The following is a 19,307-nucleotide window of genomic DNA, read 5'->3' on the forward strand; positions in this document are numbered from 1 at the left end:
CTTAGAAACCCTCCAGCACGATCTTGCCCTTAGACTTGCCGCTCTCCAGCAGTGCATGGGCCTTGATCAGATTGGCCGCGTTGATGGTGCCAAAACTCTCGGCAACTGTGGACTTAACCTTACCCGCGTCGATCAATGCGGCGACCTCGTTCAGTATGTCGCCTTGTCGCCCAATGTCGGCGGTCTCGAACATCGGACGCGTAAACATGAACTCCCAATGGACCGAGATGGCCTTGGACTTGAAAGGCATGATGTCGAATGTCTCTGGATCGTCGATCAGGCCGTATCGACCCTGCGGCGTCATGATCCCGGCGACTTCCTCCGAATACAGATGCGAGTGCGTCGTCGAGTAGACGAAATCTATGCTCCCAACGCCAAGGGCCTCAATCTGAGGGCCAAGTGGTTCTGCGTGGCTGATGACGTGATGCGCCCCGAGTTCCTCGACCCAAGCTTTTGTCTCGGGCCGGGAGGCCGTCGCGATGATGGTCACGTCGGAAAGCGTGCGAGCAAGCTGGACGGTGATGGACCCCACGCCACCCGCGCCGCCGATTACCAAGAGTGTCTTCCTTCCGCCGGGTACCGGGCTATCGATCCGGAGCCGGTCAAACAGCATTTCATAGGCAGTGAGCGTTGTCAGGGGCATCGCCGCCGCCGCAGAGGTCGGGATAGAACCCGGCGCTCTGCCGACGATGCGGGAATCGACGAGATGATATTCGGAGTTGGTTCCGGGCCGGTTCACCGAACCTGCGTAGTAAACTTTTTCACCGACCGAAAAATTTTTGACGGCATCACCGATGTCAACAATCTCACCGGCGGCATCCCACCCCAATATATCTGGTGTCCCTCCAGTCGGAGCACGCCGCTGCCGGATTTTGGTATCCACAGGGTTGACTGAAATCGCCTCCACCTTCACCAGCAGATCATGTCCAGTCGCGCCGGGCTTATCGGCATCAAAGTCGATCAATGCATCGGGTCGAACAATCGGGCCCGTCTCGGTATATCCGACAGCTTTCATGGCGTGCTCCTTCTGGTCTGATCAGCCGATGATGCTCATCTCGTTCAACGTGAACTCTTCGACAGCCCCATCGGTCGCTGCCATGTAGGCGGCCAGGTGCGGCGCACCCATATGCGTCTGCCACAATTCACGGCTTTCCCAGTTCTCATAGAACAAGAAATGCGCCGGGTTTTCGTTGTCCTGATGCAGATCGTAGTTGATACAGCCTTCTTCGGCCCGCGTGATGTCGATAAGCTTAAGAAGCTCGGTTTTTACCAGGTCGATCTTGTCAGGGTTGGCTTTGATGTTGGCGACGATGGTCAGCTTGGCCATTGGAATCATCCTTTGTTCGGTGTCGATGACGGCAATTTACGAACCCGCTTTTTCGGGATAAACGGCCATATACCAAAATCATAATCCGGAATTTACGGCCAATGTTTATCGACAACCTGCGACTGTTCCTGACCATTGCTGAGAAAGGCAGCCTCGTTGCAGCGGCGCGCGAATCCGGCCTATCCACAACAACTGTCTCCGAACGCTTGGCGGCTCTCGAAGCCTACTATGGCGTGGTTCTGTTCAACCGTACAACGCGTTCAATTAGCTTAACTGAGGAGGGCCGTACGCTTTTAGATGGAGCCAAGTCAGTTCTGAGCGAGGTTTTTGACCTCGAAACACGCATTCGCCACGGGGCCAACACGCTCTCTGGACCGATCCGCATCTCAGCACCTGTTGATCTTGGGCGTTCCATTATATCGCAGGCTATATCGACGTTCACTCAAGAGAACCCAGCCGTTTCCATCGAACTGTCTTTGTCCGACGGATACGTCGATCTAGTCGGTCAGGGATTTGATCTGGCAGTGCGCTTTGGCAACGTGACCGACTCCACTCTCAGGGTGCGAAGCCTCGGGGCCTTTCAGCGCCTCGTTTGTGCGGCACCGGCGTACCTAGAAAAGCATGGTAAACCGCAATCAGCTGACGATCTTGCAGATCATAATTGCCTCGTGATGCGCTTTGGCGAGACCTTGGACAACGTGTGGGACTTCGGCAAAGGGCCCAAGCGTCACCGGGTCACGGTTCGTGGAAGTCGGGTTGTAAATGACGGATGGCTCATTCGGTCTTGGGCGCTGGCCGGACACGGGATCGTCCTGAAATCAGAGTTGGATGTCGCTGAAGACATTCGCTCCGGAGCCCTGGTATCATTGCTTGAAGACGACTTACCTCCGCCAAATCCACTGCAGGTGATGTTCCCACCAGGGAGAGCACAGCCACGCCGGGTGACTGCATTCGCCGAACACCTTCGTGTCAAGGTGCGTGATCAGCGTAGTGAAAAGTAGAGTTTTCTTCGAGGTATCAAGGCACCCCGCCAACGCGATACTACATTAAGCTGCCGTTCGAATCGAGAGCAACAATGGCAGCAAAGTCCCGCGACTTGCTCATTGATGTATTAGGTCTCGCCGCGCTCAGCGTGAATGGCTGGTTTTCACGCCGCGCAGCGGCGCTGAGAATGATGCGGACGCGGCGATTTTCGTGCTGTGAGCGCGCGCAGCGAGAAATTGCAATGGCGGTCATGGGCTCAAAGCAGTCTTTCGCCGCGTAATGCATGAATGACCGCTGTGCGGACAAAGCTGTCGTTAGCTGCATTGCAGCACGTTTGGTTTGAGTGAACGACTGCTTGAGCGTGCTCAATCTTGGTCTTGGTTAGCGGATCGAGAGTCTCAAGCGGGTCTCAGTTCAGACTTTGAAACTTCCAACCAATGCGACGCTTTAGTTATTTGAAGCCGATAGTAAGCGTCAACTCGTCCTCTTCAGAAGTTTAGGGCGAGCTCAGCCGTTCATTGAGGAACCGCTATGATTAACCAAATCTGAGCTCGAAAAAGGCGGGAAATACTATTTCAAGTAAGCCCTAAACTGAACACAGTTAATTTCAGAGCGCTGCCTTGACGGGCGCAATTCCATTGATGATGGTTATTTTATGAGCGCTTTGAGAACACTTTTGCTTTCAAATCTGTGCACCCTGGTGTCTTCTGGGTTGCTATATGCGGAAATTGGGATCGTAAAGTCCTTTGCGGGTTGTGCAGGGCGATTCTCGGCTGAAATGGAACACGCGTGGCTCTTGAACGATCCAAAAGCTCAGGACTATGAACTGCGGCGCGGCGGATTTATCTCATTGCTGGAAGCGACTACGACAGCGGACAACGCAGAATTTGTCCTAAGCCACAGGGTGAATTCCAAACACGCGCATGCACGTTTGCTGCAAACCGCGACCTTTGCTTCGGATGAGGTGAAAGCAAGTGCGGCGCGCCGTGCCGCCAAGCAGTATTTGGATCAGTGTAATCTGTTGATCCTGGGCGGTGTATAAGAGTCGCTTCGCTGCGTTGCCGCATTTTTAAGCGAGACATGCTGCGCTGCCGCAAAATCAGGCAATACCCTCAATCTGTCCAGTAACTCGGGTCATGAGACTCTGAGTGTTGTGGAGAACTATCCTAGCAATATGGAGTGCCGCAAGACGGCTTGGAACATGTGCGAAGGTGCCCGGCCTAGGAACCTGAAGACGCCCTCGCACACCGCAATTATGCGTAGTGGGTATATGGGACGTTTAAGCGCCCCGAACAACCCTGCTGCGCGTCGCATAAAAGGAAATGCTGATGCACACCAAACTTCTCACCACAACCGCCGCAGTCCTGTTGGCCAGTTCATTGCCTGCACTGGCCGATTGCCCGATCAAGATTGGCGTCCTTCATTCGTTGTCTGGCACCATGGCCATTTCGGAAACGACGCTGAAAGACACAATGGAAATGCTAGTCGAACAGCAAAACGAAGCCGGTGGTCTTTTGGGGTGCGAGCTTGAAGCCGTCGTTGTAGACCCGGCCTCGGACTGGCCACTGTTTGCCGAAAAGGCGCGTGAGTTGCTGACAGTGCATGAAGTTGACGTGATCTTTGGCAACTGGACTTCTGTTTCCCGCAAATCCGTCCTGCCGGTAATCGAAGAATTGAATGGACTGCTGTTCTATCCGGTTCAGTACGAGGGCGAAGAAAGCTCGAAAAACGTATTCTACACAGGTGCCGCGCCGAACCAGCAGGCGATCCCAGCCACGGATTACTTCTTGGATGAGCTGGAAGTTGAAAAATTCGCGCTGCTGGGAACCGACTACGTCTATCCGCGAACCACGAACAACATCCTCGAAAGCTATCTGAAGCAAAAGGGCATCGCGGAAGAGGACATTTTCGTTAACTACACGCCGTTCGGTCATTCGGACTGGTCCAAGATTGTGGCCGACGTGGTCGCGCTTGGCGCAGACGGCAAGAAAGTCGGAGTGATTTCGACCATCAATGGCGATGCGAACGTCGGTTTCTACAAGGAACTTGCTGCCGCCGGTATCTCGGCTGACGACATTCCGGTTGTCGCCTTCTCGGTCGGTGAGGAAGAGTTGGCCGGTCTGGATACCACCAACCTCGTCGGTCACCTGGCGGCCTGGAACTATTTCCAGTCGGCCGAAAGCGATGCGAACGAGGCATGGGTCGAAGCGTGGAAAGCCCGCATGGGTGAAGACCGTGTGACCAACGACCCGATGGAGGCCCACTACATCGGCTTCAATATGTGGGTGAACGCGGCGACTGCTGCCGACACCACCGATGTCGACGCCGTTCGGACCGCCATGTACGGTCAGGAATTCCCGAACCTGACAGGCGGCACCGCTGTGATGTTGCCCAACCACCATCTGGCCAAGCCGGTTCTGATCGGTGAAATCCAGGAAGACGGTCAGTTCGACATCATCAGCCAGACAGAAGAAGTTCCGGGCGACGCCTGGACCGACTATTTGCCTGAATCCGCCATTCTCGTGTCGGATTGGAAACAGCTGGGTTGCGGTATGTACAACACCGAAACTGAGAGCTGCGTACAGATCAAGTCCAACTACTAAGAACCTGAATTCCTCGGGGCGCACGAGTTGTGCCCCGAGGCTCAAAACAAAGGTATTCCTAAATGACGCTTCCGTTCAGGCGGGCAGTGCTTGCCCTGCTGGTCCTTGTGGCCCCTACCCTTTTGCAAGCGCAATCCGCAGACGCCCCGGTTCAGCAGATATTGCGGTCCCACGCGGAGGTGATCCAGAAATCCTCTCGCAAGACGATTGGCCCCGCGATTGACGCGTTGGCGCAAAGTGGACTGCCGGAAGCGCAGACCGTTCTGGAGCGTTGGCAGGCCAAGGACATGTGGTTCAACAAAGAAACCGGTCTTTTTGTCTTTGCCTCAACGGCTGACGGTGGGTTGCAGATTTTTGATGTATCTGACGGTGTCGAGATCGGAGTTGTCGATAAGAAGGAATACAAACAACTCAAACCCAATTCTGGTATTCGCGGGTTGATCGCGTCTGCCCTGGTACAGTTTCAGCTGAACGACCCCAATCCCAGGACACGCGACGCTGCTTTGACAGCGATTGAGCGAGACGACGAGGCGTCGCACCTGTCTGCCCTGCGGGGTTCCATCGAAGCTGAACAAGACGCCGACCTCAAGGCGCGCAAAGACCGGTTGGAACGCTTGCTCACCATTCGCTTTGATGAGGATGAGGCTGCGAGGCTTGCTGCAATCGACAGCTTTGCCGGCGATCTGGGTGTAGATGTCAGGGCAACGCTCAATCCTTTGGTTTCATCCGAAATCAAGGTCGCAGATCAAATCCCGGACGGTGCGGTTGGCATTGAGGTCGGATCAGACGAGTTGACGCAGGACCAGGCCTATAAACTTCTTGTCGCAAATGGGTTGGCCCCGGAACCGGTGGATGCCGCAGCGGTAAAGCAAACCCTGATCGCCAACATAAACGGCGATACCGTTGCGGGTGTACAAGTGGCGAGCCTTGACGAGGACGCCGCCCGAGAGGCCGCGTATCAGGTGTTGGCCCAGCAAGGTCTTGCGACCCCGCTGGTGACACAGGAAGATATTGCCGAAACTGTTCAAAAGCATAAGTTTTTCAAGGTTTACGTCTCAGCCCCCCTGCCCATCGCTCTTGCTGCGCAGGCGGCTTTGGACAACATCGAAACGCAGGTTGCTTTGAACCAGACAGCGGATCTGGTGTTGGACGCGCTGTCTCTGGCCTCGATCTATTTCCTTGCGGCGATCGGTCTTGCGATCACCTTCGGGGTCATGGGCGTGATCAATATGGCGCATGGTGAGTTTATCATGATGGGCGCCTATACCGGCTATGTGGTGCAGTTGTTCATTCCTGACCTGACGCTTTCGATACTTGTGGCCATTCCCTGCGCGTTTCTCGTGACCTTCGGGGCCGGAGTTCTGCTGGAGCGGCTGGTCATTCGGTGGCTGTATCACCGCCCGCTAGAGACGTTGCTGGCAACCTTCGGCGTTTCCATTGCCTTGCAGCAACTGGCCAAGAATATATTCGGCACGCAGGCGCGTCCTCTGACGGCTCCGGCATGGTTGGATGGGTCGATGGTTCTGAACGACATCGTGTCGATCAGCTACATCCGCATCGCGATCTTCGTTCTGGCGCTGCTGTTTCTGTCGCTATTCCTTATCGTCATGAACCGAACTCGGCTGGGGCTTGAGGTGAGGGCCGTAACCCAGAACAACCGCATGGCATCCTCGATGGGGATCAACCCGGACCGGATCAACATGTTGACGTTCGGTCTGGGCTCGGGCATTGCTGGCATCGCCGGCGTGGCCATCGGGCTGTACGCCAAAGTCACGTCCGAGATGGGCTCTGACTACATCGTGCAAAGCTTTATGACGGTGGTCGTCGGCGGCGTTGGCAACATCTGGGGCACGCTGCTGGGCGCGACGATGGTTGGAACGCTGCAAAAGGGGATCGAGTGGTTCAACCCGTCCAATACGCTGGCGGCGCAGACCTACATGATCCTTTTCATCATCCTGTTCATTCAATTCCGACCGCGCGGCATCATCGCGCTCAAAGGTCGGGCGGCGGAAGCGTGATATGGTTGACATGACTTCTACAGTCGAACCGATACGCAAGCCACTGGTGCTGCGCTATCCCTCTGTCGCGATCTTTCTGATCTTCCTGTCCCTGTTTACTGCCATCATCACCGTTTTGGGCGAAGGGTTTGGCATCGGGCTGATTTCCACCAGCTTTATCAAAACTTTGGGCAAAACGCTGTGCCTGTGTCTTGCTGCACTGGCGATGGATCTGGTGTGGGGATACACAGGTATCCTGTCGCTGGGGCACATGGCGTTCTTTGGCATTGGCGGCTATGCCATCGGTATGTGGCTGATGTACGCCCGTACCGAGATTATCGTGGTCGACAGCCTCGCGGCCTCTGCCTTGCCGCCGACGGCCCAGGAAATCTCGGATGGCATTGCCACCCAGATTTTCGGCGTTGTCGGCGCATCCGAGTTCCCCCCGATCTGGGCTTTTGCACATTCCCTGCCGCTGCAACTGGCTGCCGTCGTGTTGGTGCCCGGTCTTCTGGCACTTATCTTTGGGTGGCTGGCGTTTCGCAGCCGGGTGACCGGGGTTTACCTGTCGATCCTGACGCAGGCGATGACACTGGCGCTGTCCCTGTACCTGTTCCAGAACGACAGCGGGTTGCGCGGGAACAACGGTTTGTCGGGGCTGCAGAACCTGCCAGGGCTGGACTCGGTGCCGCAATCAACGGTTTCGATCCTGTTCTTCTGGGCGTCCGCCTTGGCGCTAGGCCTTGGCTACCTTGTCTGCGCATGGGTGGTGTCTGGCAAATTCGGATCGGTTATTCGCGCCATCCGCGACGACCAAAGCCGCGTCCGGTTCCTTGGATACTCGGTCGAGGCCTACAAGCTTTTCATCTTTACCTTCACCGCCGTGATCTGTGGTATCGCGGGAGCTTTGTACTATCCACAGGCGGGCATCATTAACCCGGCCGAAATTGCGCCCATTGCGTCAATCTATCTGGCCGTTTGGGTGGCGATCGGCGGGCGCGGACGGCTGTACGGGGCGGTGATCGGTGCGGCCTTTGTCTCGTTGCTGTCGACATGGTTCACAGGCGGGCAGGCCCCCGACATCTCGCTGGGGTTCTACACGATCCAATGGGTCGATTGGTGGACCATCCTGCTTGGGTTCTCGTTTGTTGCGGTCACGCTTTTCGCGCCCCGCGGCATAGGGGGACTGATCGACAAGCTTACGGAACGCCGCGCACCGGACCGACATGGGGCCGACCTGGGACCGGACCTTGGATCGTTGCGCGAAAAGGAGGCGAATGAATGAGCACACTTCTCGAAGTTTCTGGCGTTTCAGTATCCTTTGACGGCTTCAAGGCGATCAACAACCTCACGTTCCAAATCGGCCCCGCCGAAATGCGCGCTGTCATCGGCCCGAACGGGGCGGGAAAGACGACGTTCATGGACATCATCACGGGCAAAACCAAGCCGGACGATGGTCATGTTCTGTGGGGCGAAAAATCTGTCTCATTACTGTCGATGAGCGAAAGTCAGATCGCGCAGGCCGGAGTGGGGCGAAAGTTCCAGAGACCAACTGTGTTCGAAGACCAAAGTGTCCGCGAAAACCTGATTCTTGCCCTGAAAAACAAACGCGGGCCGTTGGCCGTGCTGCGGTTCCGGGCGCGTCAGCAAGATCATGAGAAAGTCGCATCGCTGGCCGACGAAATCGGTCTGCAGAGCGCCTTGGACCGCAAAGCCGGTGAACTTAGCCACGGGCAAAAGCAATGGCTCGAGATCGGGATGCTGCTGGCCCAGGATCCGCAATTGCTGCTGGTGGATGAGCCTGCGGCAGGGATGACCCCGGCAGAGCGCGAACATACGACCGACATCCTTGTTGAAGCGGCCAAAACCCGAGCAGTGGTCGTCGTAGAACACGATATGGAGTTCGTCAGCCGCCTCAACTGCAAAGTAACCGTTCTGCATGAGGGGTCGGTTCTGGCCGAAGGATCGTTGGACCATGTCACCCAGAACGAAAGAGTAATCGAGGTTTATCTTGGCCGCTGACTTTCTGAACATCTCCGATCTGACCCTTCACTATGGAGGCAGCCAGATCTTGAACGGTGTCGACATCACCGCGCGTCAAGGTCAAGTGACCTGTGTCATGGGCACCAATGGCGTTGGAAAAACAAGCCTGTTGAAAGCTATATCCGGCGCGCATCCCCGCAGCGGTGGCGACTATGTCCTGAACGGCGAAATAATCGGCAATGTCACTTCCTTTGAACTCGCCAGAAAAGGAGTGGCTTACGTTCCGCAAGGGCGCGAGATTTTTCCGTTTTTAACGGTTCGCGAAAACCTCGAAACAGGCTTCGCCTGCCTGCCCCGCAGCGATCACGCGATCCCCGGCTATATTTTCGAGCTTTTTCCGATCTTAGAAGAGTTCCTTTCTCGGCGCGGGGGCGACTTATCTGGAGGTCAGCAGCAACAGCTTGCAATTGCGCGTGCGTTGATCACGAAGCCAAAGATACTGCTTTTGGACGAGCCGACCGAAGGTATTCAACCGAACATTATCAAACAGATCGGGGAAGTCGTCGGCCTGCTACGCGATCAAGGCGAAATGGCCATAATTTTGGTCGAGCAGTTTTTTGAGTTTGCTTATTCGTTAGGCGATGAATTCTTGGTTCTCGAGCGAGGCACCCCTCTTCTATGCGGATCCAAATGCCAAATTGGCAAAGAACAACTATTGTCCGCGGTATCTGTTTAACGGCATTTTAGTGGTTCCCTTCTACTCTGTCATGCTTGACGCACCGCATTCAACACTTCCGGCTTATGCACATACCGTCTCTTAACTCACTTCAGGGAACAAGTAGGATTTCGAGATCATCGGCCGCAATCATCTCATCTACGGCTGCATTAATAAGATCGTCGTTCTCGACCTCGACAGCCTCAGTTTCTTGCGCGCCGATGGGAAAAGCAATCGAAAATGCCGTGAACCAAAGGAATGACCAAATCGTCAACGTTCTCAGCTCCTGTTTCATTTGGCTCTCCCCTACTTCCTTAACGGTCGAAGAAAGCACGTACTGACGCAATAAATCCAGAATTATGCTGATGTTTGAATGTTTCCTTGTGACGTCGAACAAGAATCTCTGGGAATCCCGAAATAAGCGACATTGCTCAAGGCGAGTCACATATCTCTTCTGACTATAAAATCGCTTCTTTCATAGTTTCCCTGTAACGACCCGCTCAATATATCAGCAGCCTCCTGGCGACGCCACTCACTTACATCTCCAGGAGGCGACCAGAAAAGTCTGGCGAATGCGTAAGTAACACAGGTAATTCAGTTTTACCACGCGTGCGGATACTTGATTCCAAAATGCAACAAATCAACTATTTTTACGCGCGCAAAGAAGAATAGGTGCTGTCAGACTAATTCGAACCAGTCTCAGTTTGCTGCGGAAACCGCGAACCTATCCGGAACAAAGCTGACGCCACTCGCTAAGAGCGGCGGCGCGGGTCAGCTTGAAGGTATCTCGACTGGCTAGCGATCTTTCCCGGTTGAAGTGGTTGTAGACGGAAGAATGGACGGAGGCGAATTTCTGTAAACTTCGCATGCGTTTGAAACGTTGCATCGCGCGTTCGCGTCGTCGAAATGGGAGGTGCGAATTCTCGACGCGGTTGTTGAGCCACCTGCCCGTCCTTTGTTTTTCAAGCGCGCCCATTTCTCTGAGCGCAGCCTTGTAGGAAGCGAAGCGATCTGTGACGATCTCTTCGGCGCAACCGTGTCGCTTCATCAATTTCTTTAGGAATTTCAGTGCTGCAGCTTTGTTTCGGCGTTTGGTGACAACGGCTTCCAGCACCTCACCTTCGTGATCAACAGCCCGCCAAAGATAATGCCGCTTGCCATTCACCTTCACGAAAACCTCGTCAACGTGCCACTTCCATTTGGAGAAGGCGCGCAGTTGCTGAACACGCTTCCGTCGGATCTCAGCTGCAAACATTGGACCAAACCTGTTCCACCAATATCGGACAGTTTCGTGGCTAACGTCGATGCCTCGCTCGTGCAACAGATCTTCGACATTCCGAAGCGAGAGCGGGAAACGGATGTACAGCATAACCGCCAAGCGGATGATCTCGGGACTGGTTTTAAAGTATTTGAAAGACATGGGTCTGGTCATGGGCAAAAGCTACGCAACCACCCTGCCCGCCTCAAGCAAAGTTCTTCTGACAAGACCTTTCCAGGGGCGCTCCCTCCTATTTCAAAACACAGATCTCGACGGGTTGGAGGTCGATGACACGCAGCTTACTGATCTGCCCACACGCTCTCCACAATTTGGTTTTCCGCTCTGGGGCGGAGAGAAGACGTGGATCGCCCCGGATGCATCCTGGGTAAACGGCGCTCCGTTTCCCGTGTTGGACAGCGGCGCTTACCAGATCACTTCAAGAAGCAGCACTCATGTCGACATGACCAGCGCAGTATGCCCGACCTCGCGCTTGTCGGTGTCGCGCCGTATCACACTAACCTCCGCGGAGAGCTGGGACATAGAACACATCGTTGCCAACCATGGGACCTCCTTGCGCCTCACCGGCATTTGGTCAGTCATGATGCTTAACACCCCTGCCAAGATCGGTGTCGAATTGGTAGACCCTGCACATCATCCTGTTTTTGGCTCTGCCGAAGGGATGATAGCTACGCACGGCAAAGGCATTGTCGTGGATTGCAACAGACAGCAGGAATTCAAGGTCAGGCTACCGAACCCAAACGGACGTACAGTGGCGCGGTGCGGCGCTGATGGCCCTCTGCTGATGTGTTCAGTACCAGAACTACAACAGGGCGATCAATTTGCACACGACTATCCGTTTGAGGTCTTTAACTCGGGCGATTACGCCTATTGCGAAGCGGAGTGGCACTCCCCGGCACGCAACCTCGCACCGAATGAAACGCTGAATTTTCGGCAGACGTTCCGCGTCTTGGCGGAGGAAGATGCATCCCAAATGCCATTGGGGCTCACAAACAACAAGGAATTCCTGTCATGCATGTCCTGATTACAGGCGCTGGTGGGCATCTCGGCCGCAAACTTTTTGACGCGCTAGAAAGCGACCCCGACTACACCGTTTCTGGCATCGACATTCGCCCCGTTGATCATCCCGACATTCACACCGCAGACCTGTCCGACGACAGCAGTTGGGTCAGTTTGCTTAAGGGAGTGGACGTTGTCGTGCATCTAGCTGGTGACCGAGAGCCCTCCGCCACCTGGGCCTCCGCGATCAAACACAATATGGATGCAACGCTTTCACTCTATCACCATTCGGCAGCCATGGGCGTCAGCCGGGTAGTTCTTGCCAGCTCCAACTGGGTCCACGGCGACAAAAGGTTCACGCACGACGTTCTCAACAGCACGACAACACCAGGTCCAGTAAACGCCTATGGCGTGTCAAAGCTGTTCTGTGAACGGATAGGGGCCTATTTCGCCGAGCATTACGGACTGTCGGTCATCTGCCTGCGCATCGGATGGACGCAATGGACTCATGACAATCAGCCCGGCACGCATATGGCGATGGGCCGATGGGGTCAGGAGATGTGGCTCAGCGATCGGGACTTTTTAGGCGGAATGCGCGCCGCAATAGATGCCAAGGACATTTCCTTCGCAGCCCTGAACCTAATGTCAGATAACCCGGGGATGCGCTGGGACATCACCGAAACGCGGCAAGCGATTGGCTACTCTCCAAAGGACGGATGCCCCGCGAAAACAACAGTGGGCATTGTCTTAAGATCCACGCTGAAACGGCTGTTTACAGTCCGACTCCCCAGCTATTTCACGACACGTTTTCCAGATTGGTAGAGTACAAGGTCCGGGCATTATTGCGTCTCGCACAATCAGCTTCCGAAACCTCGTACCGAATTAAGAAATTGAAAAGATGAGCGTTTTCCTCTTCGCGGTCGACGGAGAATGACATGACGCCCCTGTCCCGCTCAACCCAAGTTCTTTTGACAATACCTCCGGAATTTTCGAACTTTTGTTGCTATGGATCGCACCAAATCTGGCATGCGCGTAAGCAACATCGGTAAATTTTGGCTCAGAGCGGTCGTTCGCTGCGTTCCGTCTGAATGACCGCTCTGCGGACAAGGCAGTCGCTAGATTTATGGTCGGTCAAAGGTTTTATGGGTTTAAGCTGTACCGTCGGAAATTAATCGGCTTTGGGCTACAACGCGCTCAAAGCGGGCCTTCACGTAAGAGACATCAAATGCATAGGTCCGCTGTCCACGATTGGTTTGGGGCTTCATTTCGTTGTCGTAATATGTATCTGAAGAAACCGACGAAACGGGTTTCAATGTTGCTTAGTGGTGCTGACCCCCGGCACCGCCTATTGTTCATAATCAGAAACAGAATTTAACGGCAGGAGGGTCGAGTGCATAGCATCTCTGATCGAAGTATGTTCGCCACCAAATTGGCTGAAGAAGCAGGTGCATTGGCTATAAAATATTTTGGCAATAGAGACACTCTGGTGGTGGATGCAAAGGGTGCTCAGGATTGGGTCAGCGAAGCCGACCGGAATGTCGAGACGTATGTTCGCGAAAAAATAGCCGAGGCCTATCCCGATGACGCAATCTTCGGAGAGGAGCACGCTGCGAAATCAGGGTCCAGTGGGTTTGACTGGGTAATAGACCCAATTGACGGCACCACGAACTTCGTAAACGGCATTCCGGCGTGGACGATCGTCCTGGCGGTTGTTTCAGAGGGACAAACACAAATCGGTGTCATTCACGAGCCGAACGTGGCTGAGACCTATGTCGCCATGCGGGGGGCGGGAGCAACGCTCAACGGGCAGCCAATGCAGGTCGCATCAGGCGTCGATATGGCAAGCGGGACCGTCTCGGTCGGATATTCGAACCGCATCGAAGCGGCAAAGGTGATACCAATCATTTCAGCCATCATCGAACGCGGGGCCATGTATCATCGCAATGCAAGCGGCGCGCTGTCGCTTGCCTATGTCGCAGCAGGCCGGCTGTTGGGGTACGTCGAAGAGCATATGAACGCGTGGGACTGTCTTGCCGGTCAGCTGTTGATCACAGAGGCGGGCGGCGTCGTCGAAGAACAGGACGTGAATGAAATGATCCGCGATGGTGGCCGTGTCATTGCCGGTACGCCAAAGATCTTTGATGATCTCAAAGCAATTTGCGAGAAGGCGTGGCACGTCTGATTTGCGTCAGGCGATAGCCCGCCAGCCGGGGTTGCAGCACAGCGTGTCCAAATCAGCGCTCCAGAAATGCCCCTGCCCAGGCTGGTCGTGCTGGCGATCAATCCGCACCCCGGAGAGATGACACCACAGCAGCGTCCCAACCGCGCCGTGGGTTACGATGGCAAGATCACCACCATCGTGCGCGTCCATGATTGACGTGACTGCCCCGACAATCCGGGCCTGAGCATCTGTCGCGGTTTCCCAGCCGCGAAAGCTCACGTCGGGTGCAGCGAAGAATGCATCGGCGGCGGCTTCGAACTGGTGCGGTGGCAAGAAACCGGTGGCACTGCGGTCATTTTCGCCCAGCGCCGGGTTTACCTTCACTTCAAGGCCGTGCGGTTTGGCCAGGATCGCAGCTGTCTGTTCTGCCTTGCGTTCGGTGCTGGACCAGATGGCGCTGACCGAAGCCATGATCGGCGCATTTGCAAATGCTTCGGCCCGGGTGCGGCCCACCTCACTCAGTTCCCAGTTGGTGATTGCGATCTCTGGGTTCACGACCACTTCCGGGTGCGAAATGATAACGAGTTTCGGCAATGTCAGCCCTTCGGCAGCAAAACCGGTCCCCGGTCTGCAAAGGCCATTTTGACGTCAGCGCCCGGTAGCAACGGATCATCCACGTCGTCCTGCACGGCAAACACCTGTCCGAATGCGCCGGTCAGCGTATATTCCATGCGCACGCCGACATAGGTAGCTTTGGAGACTTTTGCCGGGATGCCGGTTTCGTATCCGATCAGGATGCGGGACGGACGCACCGCCAGCGTTGCCGGACCCACGAGCAAATCGCGAGAGGGCAAGCTGTGGCGGTGACCTTCGATGTCGATTGTCGCCTGATCGCCATCGACTTCGACGATTTTGCACTCGATCAGGTTCGCTTCACCGATGAAGTCAGCCACGAAGCGGTCGATTGGTGCGTCATAGAGTTGCCGTGGTGTGCCGATCTGGGCGATGGCGGCGTTACGCATGACGACGATCTCGTCGGACACGGCAAGCGCTTCCTCCTGATCATGGGTTACATAGACAACCGTCAGTCCGAGGTCCCGCTGAATGGAGCGAATGTCTTCGCGCACCTGTCGGCGCAGTTTGGCATCGAGGTTCGAAAGGGGTTCGTCAAAGAGCAGCACCTGCGGTTCCAGCACCAGCGCGCGGGCGACTGCGACACGTTGTTGCTGGCCTCCTGACAGCTCGCTAGGCAAACGGTTGTCGAAGCCCTTGAGGCCCACCAGTTCCAACCCTTTGATCGCGCGCGATCTGGCCTCGCTCTTAGCAAAGCCGGAGAATGTCAAACCGTACATCACGTTTTCCAGCACGCTCATATGTGGGAACAGGGCGTAAGACTGAAACACCATAGACACATCGCGATCGGTCGCGGGCAGCTTGGTCACGTCGCGATCGCCAATCACGATCCTGCCCGAGTTGGCCATCTCCAGACCGGCAATCATGCGCAGCGTCGTTGTTTTGCCGCAGCCCGATGGTCCCAGCAGCGTCACCAGTTTACCTGCTTCCACATGCAGGTCGATGTTGTCGACGGCCACGACATCTTTGCCAAATACTTTTGACACTCCTTCGAACCGAACCGGCGCGGCTTTACTAGCAATGTTGGTATCCGTCATGTCGTTCTTTCCGCTCCGATCTGGGTGCGCCGTCCGATCTGCACGCGGCCCACGAGGAATTGCAAAAGCCCTACAGATGCCAGCATCACGAAGATCAGCGTGGTGGAATAGGCGATGGCAAGGCCGTAGTCATTGTTCTCGACGCGCCCGATGATGTAGCTGGTCGCCATGTCGTATTCGGCCGATACCAGAAAAATGACTGCCGAGATCGCGGTCATCGCGCGGACAAAACTGTAGACGAGTGCCGCTAGGATGGCGGGCTTGAGCAGGGGCAGGATCACGCGTCGGAACGTCTGCCACGAGTTTGCACCCAGAGTCAGCGAGGATTCATCAAGCGACCTGTCCAGTTGCGACATGGATGCAATGCCCGCACGCACGCCGACGGGCATGTTGCGGAAAATGAAGCTGATCACGAGGATCACACCAGTGCCTGTGATTTCAATCGGGGGAACGTTGAAAGCCAGGATGTAGCTGACCCCGATGACGGTACCGGGAATGGCGAAGGACAGCATCGTTCCGAATTCGAAGGCGTTTTTTCCGGAGAAATTTTGGCGCGTGAGCAAGTAGGCGGTCACCAGTCCTACAGCTGCCGTCAGCGGAGCCGCTATGGCCGCAATGCTGATGGTGGTCCAGAAACTGTCCCATGCGGCACCCGTCCAGCGGATACCTTCCTCTTCAAAGCGAACTGAGAAGGCGGTGAAATAGTGTTTGAAGGTGAGCGTGTTGTTGACACCCCAAAGCTCAACGACGCTGCCGTAAATGATCATGCCGTAAACAACCGCTGTAAACAGCGCCCAGATGGTCGCGATGGCCAGCACGGGTATTGCCAGCCCATTGGGCATCAGCGGATGCACCCCGGCGTCCCCCTTGCCGGAAACGGTGGTGTAGCTTTTCCTACCGAGCCAGGCGCGCTGCGCGTAAAAAGCAGACAGCGTGAAGAAGAGCAGTACCATGGCCAGCACGGCGGCCCGACCCTGATCATATTGCGCGCCGACGATGGCAAAGAATATCTCGGTCGACAGAACGTCAAAATTACCGCCTAGAACAAGCGGGTTGCCGAAGTCGGCCATGCTTTCGATGAAGCCGAGCAGAAATGCATTCGCCAGACCGGGTCTCATCAGGGGCAGCGACACCGTTCGGAAGGTTTGCCACCTATTGGCGCGCAGCGTTTGGGCGGCTTCCTCCATCGACGGCGACACGCCTTCGACAACACCAATCAGCACCAGAAATGCGATGGGAGTGAAGGCCAGCGTCTGGGCGATCAGGACGCCCGGCATTCCATAGAGCCACCGCGACGGTTGCACGCCAAAAAGATTAGCGAAAAAGACTGTGACCGACCCGGACAAACCGAAGAGTAGGATCAAGGCCAGCCCGATTACGAAGGGAGGCGTGATTATTGGCAAAACAGTCAGCGCGCGCATCCCACGCTTGAACCGAAACCCTGACCTGGTGACCACAAGCGCAAAACAAAGTCCCAGAACCGTGGTGATCAGGCCGACGAGAATGGCCAAAAAGAGGGAGTTCCACGCGGCGCCGCATTTCGCACCCCAAAAACACCCCAATCCCCAGAGACGATCATCAAAGAACTTCGAGGCAAAAACAGATACCGAATAGGCGCCGTCTTCGGTCACAAAGGCCGAAAACAGCATGTTGGCAATTGGAAAGAACACGAAGGCGGTGACAATTGTAATGACACCGCCGATGGCGCTGACGACAAACACATCGCCGTTGACTGCACCGCGCGCCGCGATGCCCTGCGTGAGCAGGAACAGGAAGGCCGACGCACAGAGCATCGCGCCATACCCCATGCCGAACTGTCGGATTTTTTGCGCGCCAAACAGGGCCTTGAGCCAGTCGAAGTTGAAGCCGCGAATGCCGATCCCGAAGCCTTGCGCAATCAGCCAGCCAAAGCCCAGTGCACCCGCAAGTATCAGGATCTTAGCGTAGATCGGATCAGATTTAGGTTTCCCAAGCACCAGAATTGGCAATGCCAGCGGTATCAGCAAGGGTGCAAGCCAGAGCTTTTCACCCTGCCCGATCAGAAATAGAGCGGGCGCAAAATCTTCGTCATACGGATAGCCGTTAAAGAGCCATTCAAATGACCAAAGGCCATCCTCAACCATGTACCATGGCAGCAGGACGTAGCCGACCCACCCGACAATGATCCAGAAGATCAATACCGGGTGGGTCCTGGTTTTCGCAGTGTCAGTCACTTACTGCGGCAGAACCGAAACGTCTTCGTCCCACTTTTGCAGCAGACGCTTACGTTCATCAGAGGAGCCGTACTTTTTGAAGTCGTAGTCAATCAGCTTGATCTGGCTCATATCCGGGGCGCTTTCAGATGTTTGCGCACCCTTGTTGGACGGAACCTGGAAGGCATTGACTTCAAGCGCGAGGTTTTGCGCTTCGGCGCTCAGCGCCCAGTCGTAGAACTTTTTGGCTTCTTCTTCGTTGCGAGCGCCTTCAATGATCGACATCGAACCGATCTCGTAACCAGTGCCTTCGCACGGGGCGACAACCTTTACAGGGAAGCCCGATACCGCCTGCTTGACCGCGTCATGCATGAAGACAATGCCTATCGTGTTCTCGCCACGACCCGCGGCCTTGATGGGCGCCGAACCGGATTTGGTGTACTGATTTATGTTGGCGTGAAGGCCTTTCATGAACTCAAAGCCCTCGTCCTCGCCAAAGATCTGCACCATCGACGCCAGCGTCGTGTAAGCAGTTCCGGACGAATTCGGGTTCGCCATCTGAACGTGCCCTTTATACTCAGGCTTGAGCAGGTCCTTCCAGCAGGCGGGTTCAGGCAGGTTGTTGGCCGCCAGGAGGTCAGAGTTGTAGCCATAGCCCAACGCACCCGAATAGATACCGATGGTCTTGTTGCCAGCACTTTCGGCCTGTGAAATTGCCCAGTCATGCAACTGGTCACGCATGGGCGAGACATATTCCATAGTTAAACCTTCTTCGGCGGCTTGAAGGTGCGGGTCACCAGTGCCGCCCCACCAGACATCTCCTTTTGGGTTTGAGCTTTCCGCACGGATTTGCGCAAAAGTCTCGCCAGAGGATTTGCGAGTCATGTTCACGTCAATGCCGGTGGCGTCCTCGAAACTGCGCGCCATCAGCTGGCACCAGTCTTCCTGCGCCGAACAGTAGAATGTCAGCTTGTCGGCTTGCGCAGCACCCATGGAAGCGGCGAATGCGATCAGTGAGCCAGCAAGTGTGTTTGTCAATTTTTTCAAAGTCTTTCCTCCCATAACTATCCAGCTTCCAGCTTTGAGCCGGGAACTGTCATGTCACCTGTGAGGGCGGCCACGCTTAATTGTGGCATCTTCTTATTTCACCGGTCTCGGTACGGCTTTTCCTCTTTGTGACTATGTAAGTCTGACCACTCTAACACTTGTTTCGCAAGGATTTTTGCAGAGCGACAAAATCAGTGCGATCCAAACGAAGCACCATTGCAAGCATTATTCAAAGGAAGATCGCAAGTTCACCCATAGCCTTCGAATGCGCGGAGCTTGATACTTGCGCCAATTGGCGAATATGTTCTGGGCAATCAGATGGTCTAGCCGTCATACAGATTTTGCCGCGAATG

19 protein-coding genes are annotated in these 19,307 nt (G+C 55.4%); 10 read left to right on the forward strand and 9 right to left on the reverse strand.

The window, feature by feature from the left end; all coding sequences use genetic code 11:
• Position 1: 1 nt before the first annotated feature.
• Positions 2 to 1,015 carry a zinc-binding alcohol dehydrogenase family protein gene (locus GOV85_RS03490; protein WP_171175029.1) on the reverse strand — a complete coding sequence of 338 codons (1,014 nt, stop codon included), beginning with the start codon at positions 1,013 to 1,015 and terminating at the stop codon, positions 2 to 4.
• Between the two features lie 21 nt (positions 1,016 to 1,036).
• A complete protein-coding gene (locus GOV85_RS03495) occupies positions 1,037 to 1,327 on the reverse strand; it encodes a putative quinol monooxygenase (RefSeq protein ID WP_171175031.1) in 291 nt (96 codons plus the stop codon).
• 101 nt (positions 1,328 to 1,428) lie between these two features.
• Here GOV85_RS03495 and GOV85_RS03500 point away from each other — a divergent pair, with 101 nt between their 5' ends.
• Positions 1,429 to 2,328 carry a LysR family transcriptional regulator gene (locus GOV85_RS03500; protein WP_171175033.1) on the forward strand — a complete coding sequence of 300 codons (900 nt, stop codon included), beginning with the start codon at positions 1,429 to 1,431 and terminating at the stop codon, positions 2,326 to 2,328.
• A gap of 40 nt (positions 2,329 to 2,368) precedes the next feature.
• On the opposite strand, the gene GOV85_RS03505 is transcribed toward GOV85_RS03500, so the two are convergent.
• Positions 2,369 to 2,680: a hypothetical protein gene (locus GOV85_RS03505; protein WP_171175035.1), complete on the reverse strand. Its 312-nt coding sequence runs from the start codon at positions 2,678 to 2,680 to the stop codon at positions 2,369 to 2,371.
• 427 nt (positions 2,681 to 3,107) lie between these two features.
• Here GOV85_RS03505 and GOV85_RS03510 point away from each other — a divergent pair, with 427 nt between their 5' ends.
• The 6 genes from GOV85_RS03510 (at position 3,108) to urtE (ending at position 9,630) form a co-directional block, all read left to right on the forward strand.
• Complete coding sequence (locus GOV85_RS03510) at positions 3,108 to 3,353, forward strand: hypothetical protein (protein ID WP_171175037.1); 246 nt, start codon at positions 3,108 to 3,110, stop codon at positions 3,351 to 3,353.
• Positions 3,354 to 3,639: 286 nt separating this feature from the next.
• Positions 3,640 to 4,914, forward strand: coding sequence for an urea ABC transporter substrate-binding protein (urtA, locus tag GOV85_RS03515; protein ID WP_171175039.1), 1,275 nt, complete (start codon positions 3,640 to 3,642; stop codon positions 4,912 to 4,914).
• Between the two features lie 62 nt (positions 4,915 to 4,976).
• A complete protein-coding gene (urtB, locus tag GOV85_RS03520; protein ID WP_171175041.1) occupies positions 4,977 to 6,932 on the forward strand; it encodes an urea ABC transporter permease subunit UrtB in 1,956 nt (651 codons plus the stop codon).
• 10 nt (positions 6,933 to 6,942) lie between these two features.
• Positions 6,943 to 8,196, forward strand: coding sequence for an urea ABC transporter permease subunit UrtC (urtC, locus tag GOV85_RS03525; RefSeq protein WP_371732350.1), 1,254 nt, complete (start codon positions 6,943 to 6,945; stop codon positions 8,194 to 8,196).
• Positions 8,193 to 8,933, forward strand: coding sequence for an urea ABC transporter ATP-binding protein UrtD (urtD, locus tag GOV85_RS03530; RefSeq protein WP_171175043.1), 741 nt, complete (start codon positions 8,193 to 8,195; stop codon positions 8,931 to 8,933). The genes urtC and urtD overlap by 4 nt, the downstream gene beginning before the upstream one ends.
• Positions 8,923 to 9,630: an urea ABC transporter ATP-binding subunit UrtE gene (gene urtE, locus GOV85_RS03535; RefSeq protein WP_171175045.1), complete on the forward strand. Its 708-nt coding sequence runs from the start codon at positions 8,923 to 8,925 to the stop codon at positions 9,628 to 9,630. Before urtD ends, urtE begins: the two co-directional genes overlap by 11 nt.
• A 91-nt stretch (positions 9,631 to 9,721) precedes the next feature.
• Here urtE and GOV85_RS03540 read toward each other — a convergent pair whose 3' ends face one another.
• Positions 9,722 to 9,904 (reverse strand): hypothetical protein, encoded by a 183-nt coding sequence (locus GOV85_RS03540; RefSeq protein WP_171175047.1) that lies wholly within the window; start codon positions 9,902 to 9,904, stop codon positions 9,722 to 9,724.
• Positions 9,905 to 10,333: 429 nt separating this feature from the next.
• Positions 10,334 to 11,041, reverse strand: a complete 708-nt coding sequence (locus GOV85_RS03545; protein ID WP_171175049.1) for an IS6 family transposase — start codon at positions 11,039 to 11,041, stop codon at positions 10,334 to 10,336.
• On the opposite strand from GOV85_RS03545, the gene GOV85_RS03550 reads away from it, so the two are divergent.
• From GOV85_RS03550 to GOV85_RS03560, 3 genes are all read left to right on the forward strand, one after another.
• Complete coding sequence (locus GOV85_RS03550; RefSeq protein ID WP_174835205.1) at positions 10,968 to 11,909, forward strand: hypothetical protein; 942 nt, start codon at positions 10,968 to 10,970, stop codon at positions 11,907 to 11,909. The genes GOV85_RS03545 and GOV85_RS03550 overlap by 74 nt on opposite strands.
• Positions 11,897 to 12,706 carry an NAD(P)-dependent oxidoreductase gene (locus GOV85_RS03555; protein ID WP_171175051.1) on the forward strand — a complete coding sequence of 270 codons (810 nt, stop codon included), beginning with the start codon at positions 11,897 to 11,899 and terminating at the stop codon, positions 12,704 to 12,706. The genes GOV85_RS03550 and GOV85_RS03555 overlap by 13 nt, the downstream gene beginning before the upstream one ends.
• Before the next feature lie 592 nt (positions 12,707 to 13,298).
• Positions 13,299 to 14,066: an inositol monophosphatase family protein gene (locus GOV85_RS03560; RefSeq protein WP_170660751.1), complete on the forward strand. Its 768-nt coding sequence runs from the start codon at positions 13,299 to 13,301 to the stop codon at positions 14,064 to 14,066.
• Between the two features lie 6 nt (positions 14,067 to 14,072).
• Here GOV85_RS03560 and GOV85_RS03565 read toward each other — a convergent pair whose 3' ends face one another.
• Genes GOV85_RS03565 through GOV85_RS03580 form a run of 4 tightly spaced genes read right to left on the reverse strand, consistent with a single transcriptional unit; the run spans position 14,073 to position 18,969 of the window.
• A complete protein-coding gene (locus tag GOV85_RS03565) occupies positions 14,073 to 14,639 on the reverse strand; it encodes a histidine phosphatase family protein (RefSeq protein ID WP_170660750.1) in 567 nt (188 codons plus the stop codon).
• A 2-nt stretch (positions 14,640 to 14,641) separates the two neighbouring features.
• Positions 14,642 to 15,715 carry an ABC transporter ATP-binding protein gene (locus GOV85_RS03570; RefSeq protein ID WP_171175053.1) on the reverse strand — a complete coding sequence of 358 codons (1,074 nt, stop codon included), beginning with the start codon at positions 15,713 to 15,715 and terminating at the stop codon, positions 14,642 to 14,644.
• Complete coding sequence (locus GOV85_RS03575; RefSeq protein ID WP_171175055.1) at positions 15,712 to 17,928, reverse strand: iron ABC transporter permease; 2,217 nt, start codon at positions 17,926 to 17,928, stop codon at positions 15,712 to 15,714. The genes GOV85_RS03570 and GOV85_RS03575 overlap by 4 nt, the downstream gene beginning before the upstream one ends.
• Positions 17,929 to 18,969, reverse strand: coding sequence for an extracellular solute-binding protein (locus GOV85_RS03580; protein WP_371415275.1), 1,041 nt, complete (start codon positions 18,967 to 18,969; stop codon positions 17,929 to 17,931).
• Positions 18,970 to 19,307 lie beyond the last annotated feature (338 nt).

The organism is Ruegeria sp. HKCCA4633 (assembly GCF_013034605.1).
Lineage (GTDB): Bacteria > Pseudomonadota > Alphaproteobacteria > Rhodobacterales > Rhodobacteraceae > Ruegeria.

Coding starts and splice junctions, on each gene's coding strand:
- GOV85_RS03490 (WP_171175029.1), bottom strand. CDS start 1,015: ATGAAAGCTGTCGGATATACCGAGACGGGCCCGATTGTTCGACCCGAT.
- GOV85_RS03495 (WP_171175031.1), bottom strand. CDS start 1,327: ATGGCCAAGCTGACCATCGTCGCCAACATCAAAGCCAACCCTGACAAG.
- GOV85_RS03500 (WP_171175033.1), top strand. CDS start 1,429: ATGTTTATCGACAACCTGCGACTGTTCCTGACCATTGCTGAGAAAGGC.
- urtA (WP_171175039.1), top strand. CDS start 3,640: ATGCACACCAAACTTCTCACCACAACCGCCGCAGTCCTGTTGGCCAGT.
- urtB (WP_171175041.1), top strand. CDS start 4,977: ATGACGCTTCCGTTCAGGCGGGCAGTGCTTGCCCTGCTGGTCCTTGTG.
- urtC (WP_371732350.1), top strand. CDS start 6,943: ATGACTTCTACAGTCGAACCGATACGCAAGCCACTGGTGCTGCGCTAT.
- urtD (WP_171175043.1), top strand. CDS start 8,193: ATGAGCACACTTCTCGAAGTTTCTGGCGTTTCAGTATCCTTTGACGGC.
- GOV85_RS03540 (WP_171175047.1), bottom strand. CDS start 9,904: ATGAAACAGGAGCTGAGAACGTTGACGATTTGGTCATTCCTTTGGTTC.
- GOV85_RS03550 (WP_174835205.1), top strand. CDS start 10,968: ATGTACAGCATAACCGCCAAGCGGATGATCTCGGGACTGGTTTTAAAG.
- GOV85_RS03545 (WP_171175049.1), bottom strand. CDS start 11,041: ATGACCAGACCCATGTCTTTCAAATACTTTAAAACCAGTCCCGAGATC.
- GOV85_RS03555 (WP_171175051.1), top strand. CDS start 11,897: ATGCATGTCCTGATTACAGGCGCTGGTGGGCATCTCGGCCGCAAACTT.
- GOV85_RS03560 (WP_170660751.1), top strand. CDS start 13,299: ATGTTCGCCACCAAATTGGCTGAAGAAGCAGGTGCATTGGCTATAAAA.
- GOV85_RS03570 (WP_171175053.1), bottom strand. CDS start 15,715: ATGACGGATACCAACATTGCTAGTAAAGCCGCGCCGGTTCGGTTCGAA.
- GOV85_RS03580 (WP_371415275.1), bottom strand. CDS start 18,969: ATGGGAGGAAAGACTTTGAAAAAATTGACAAACACACTTGCTGGCTCA.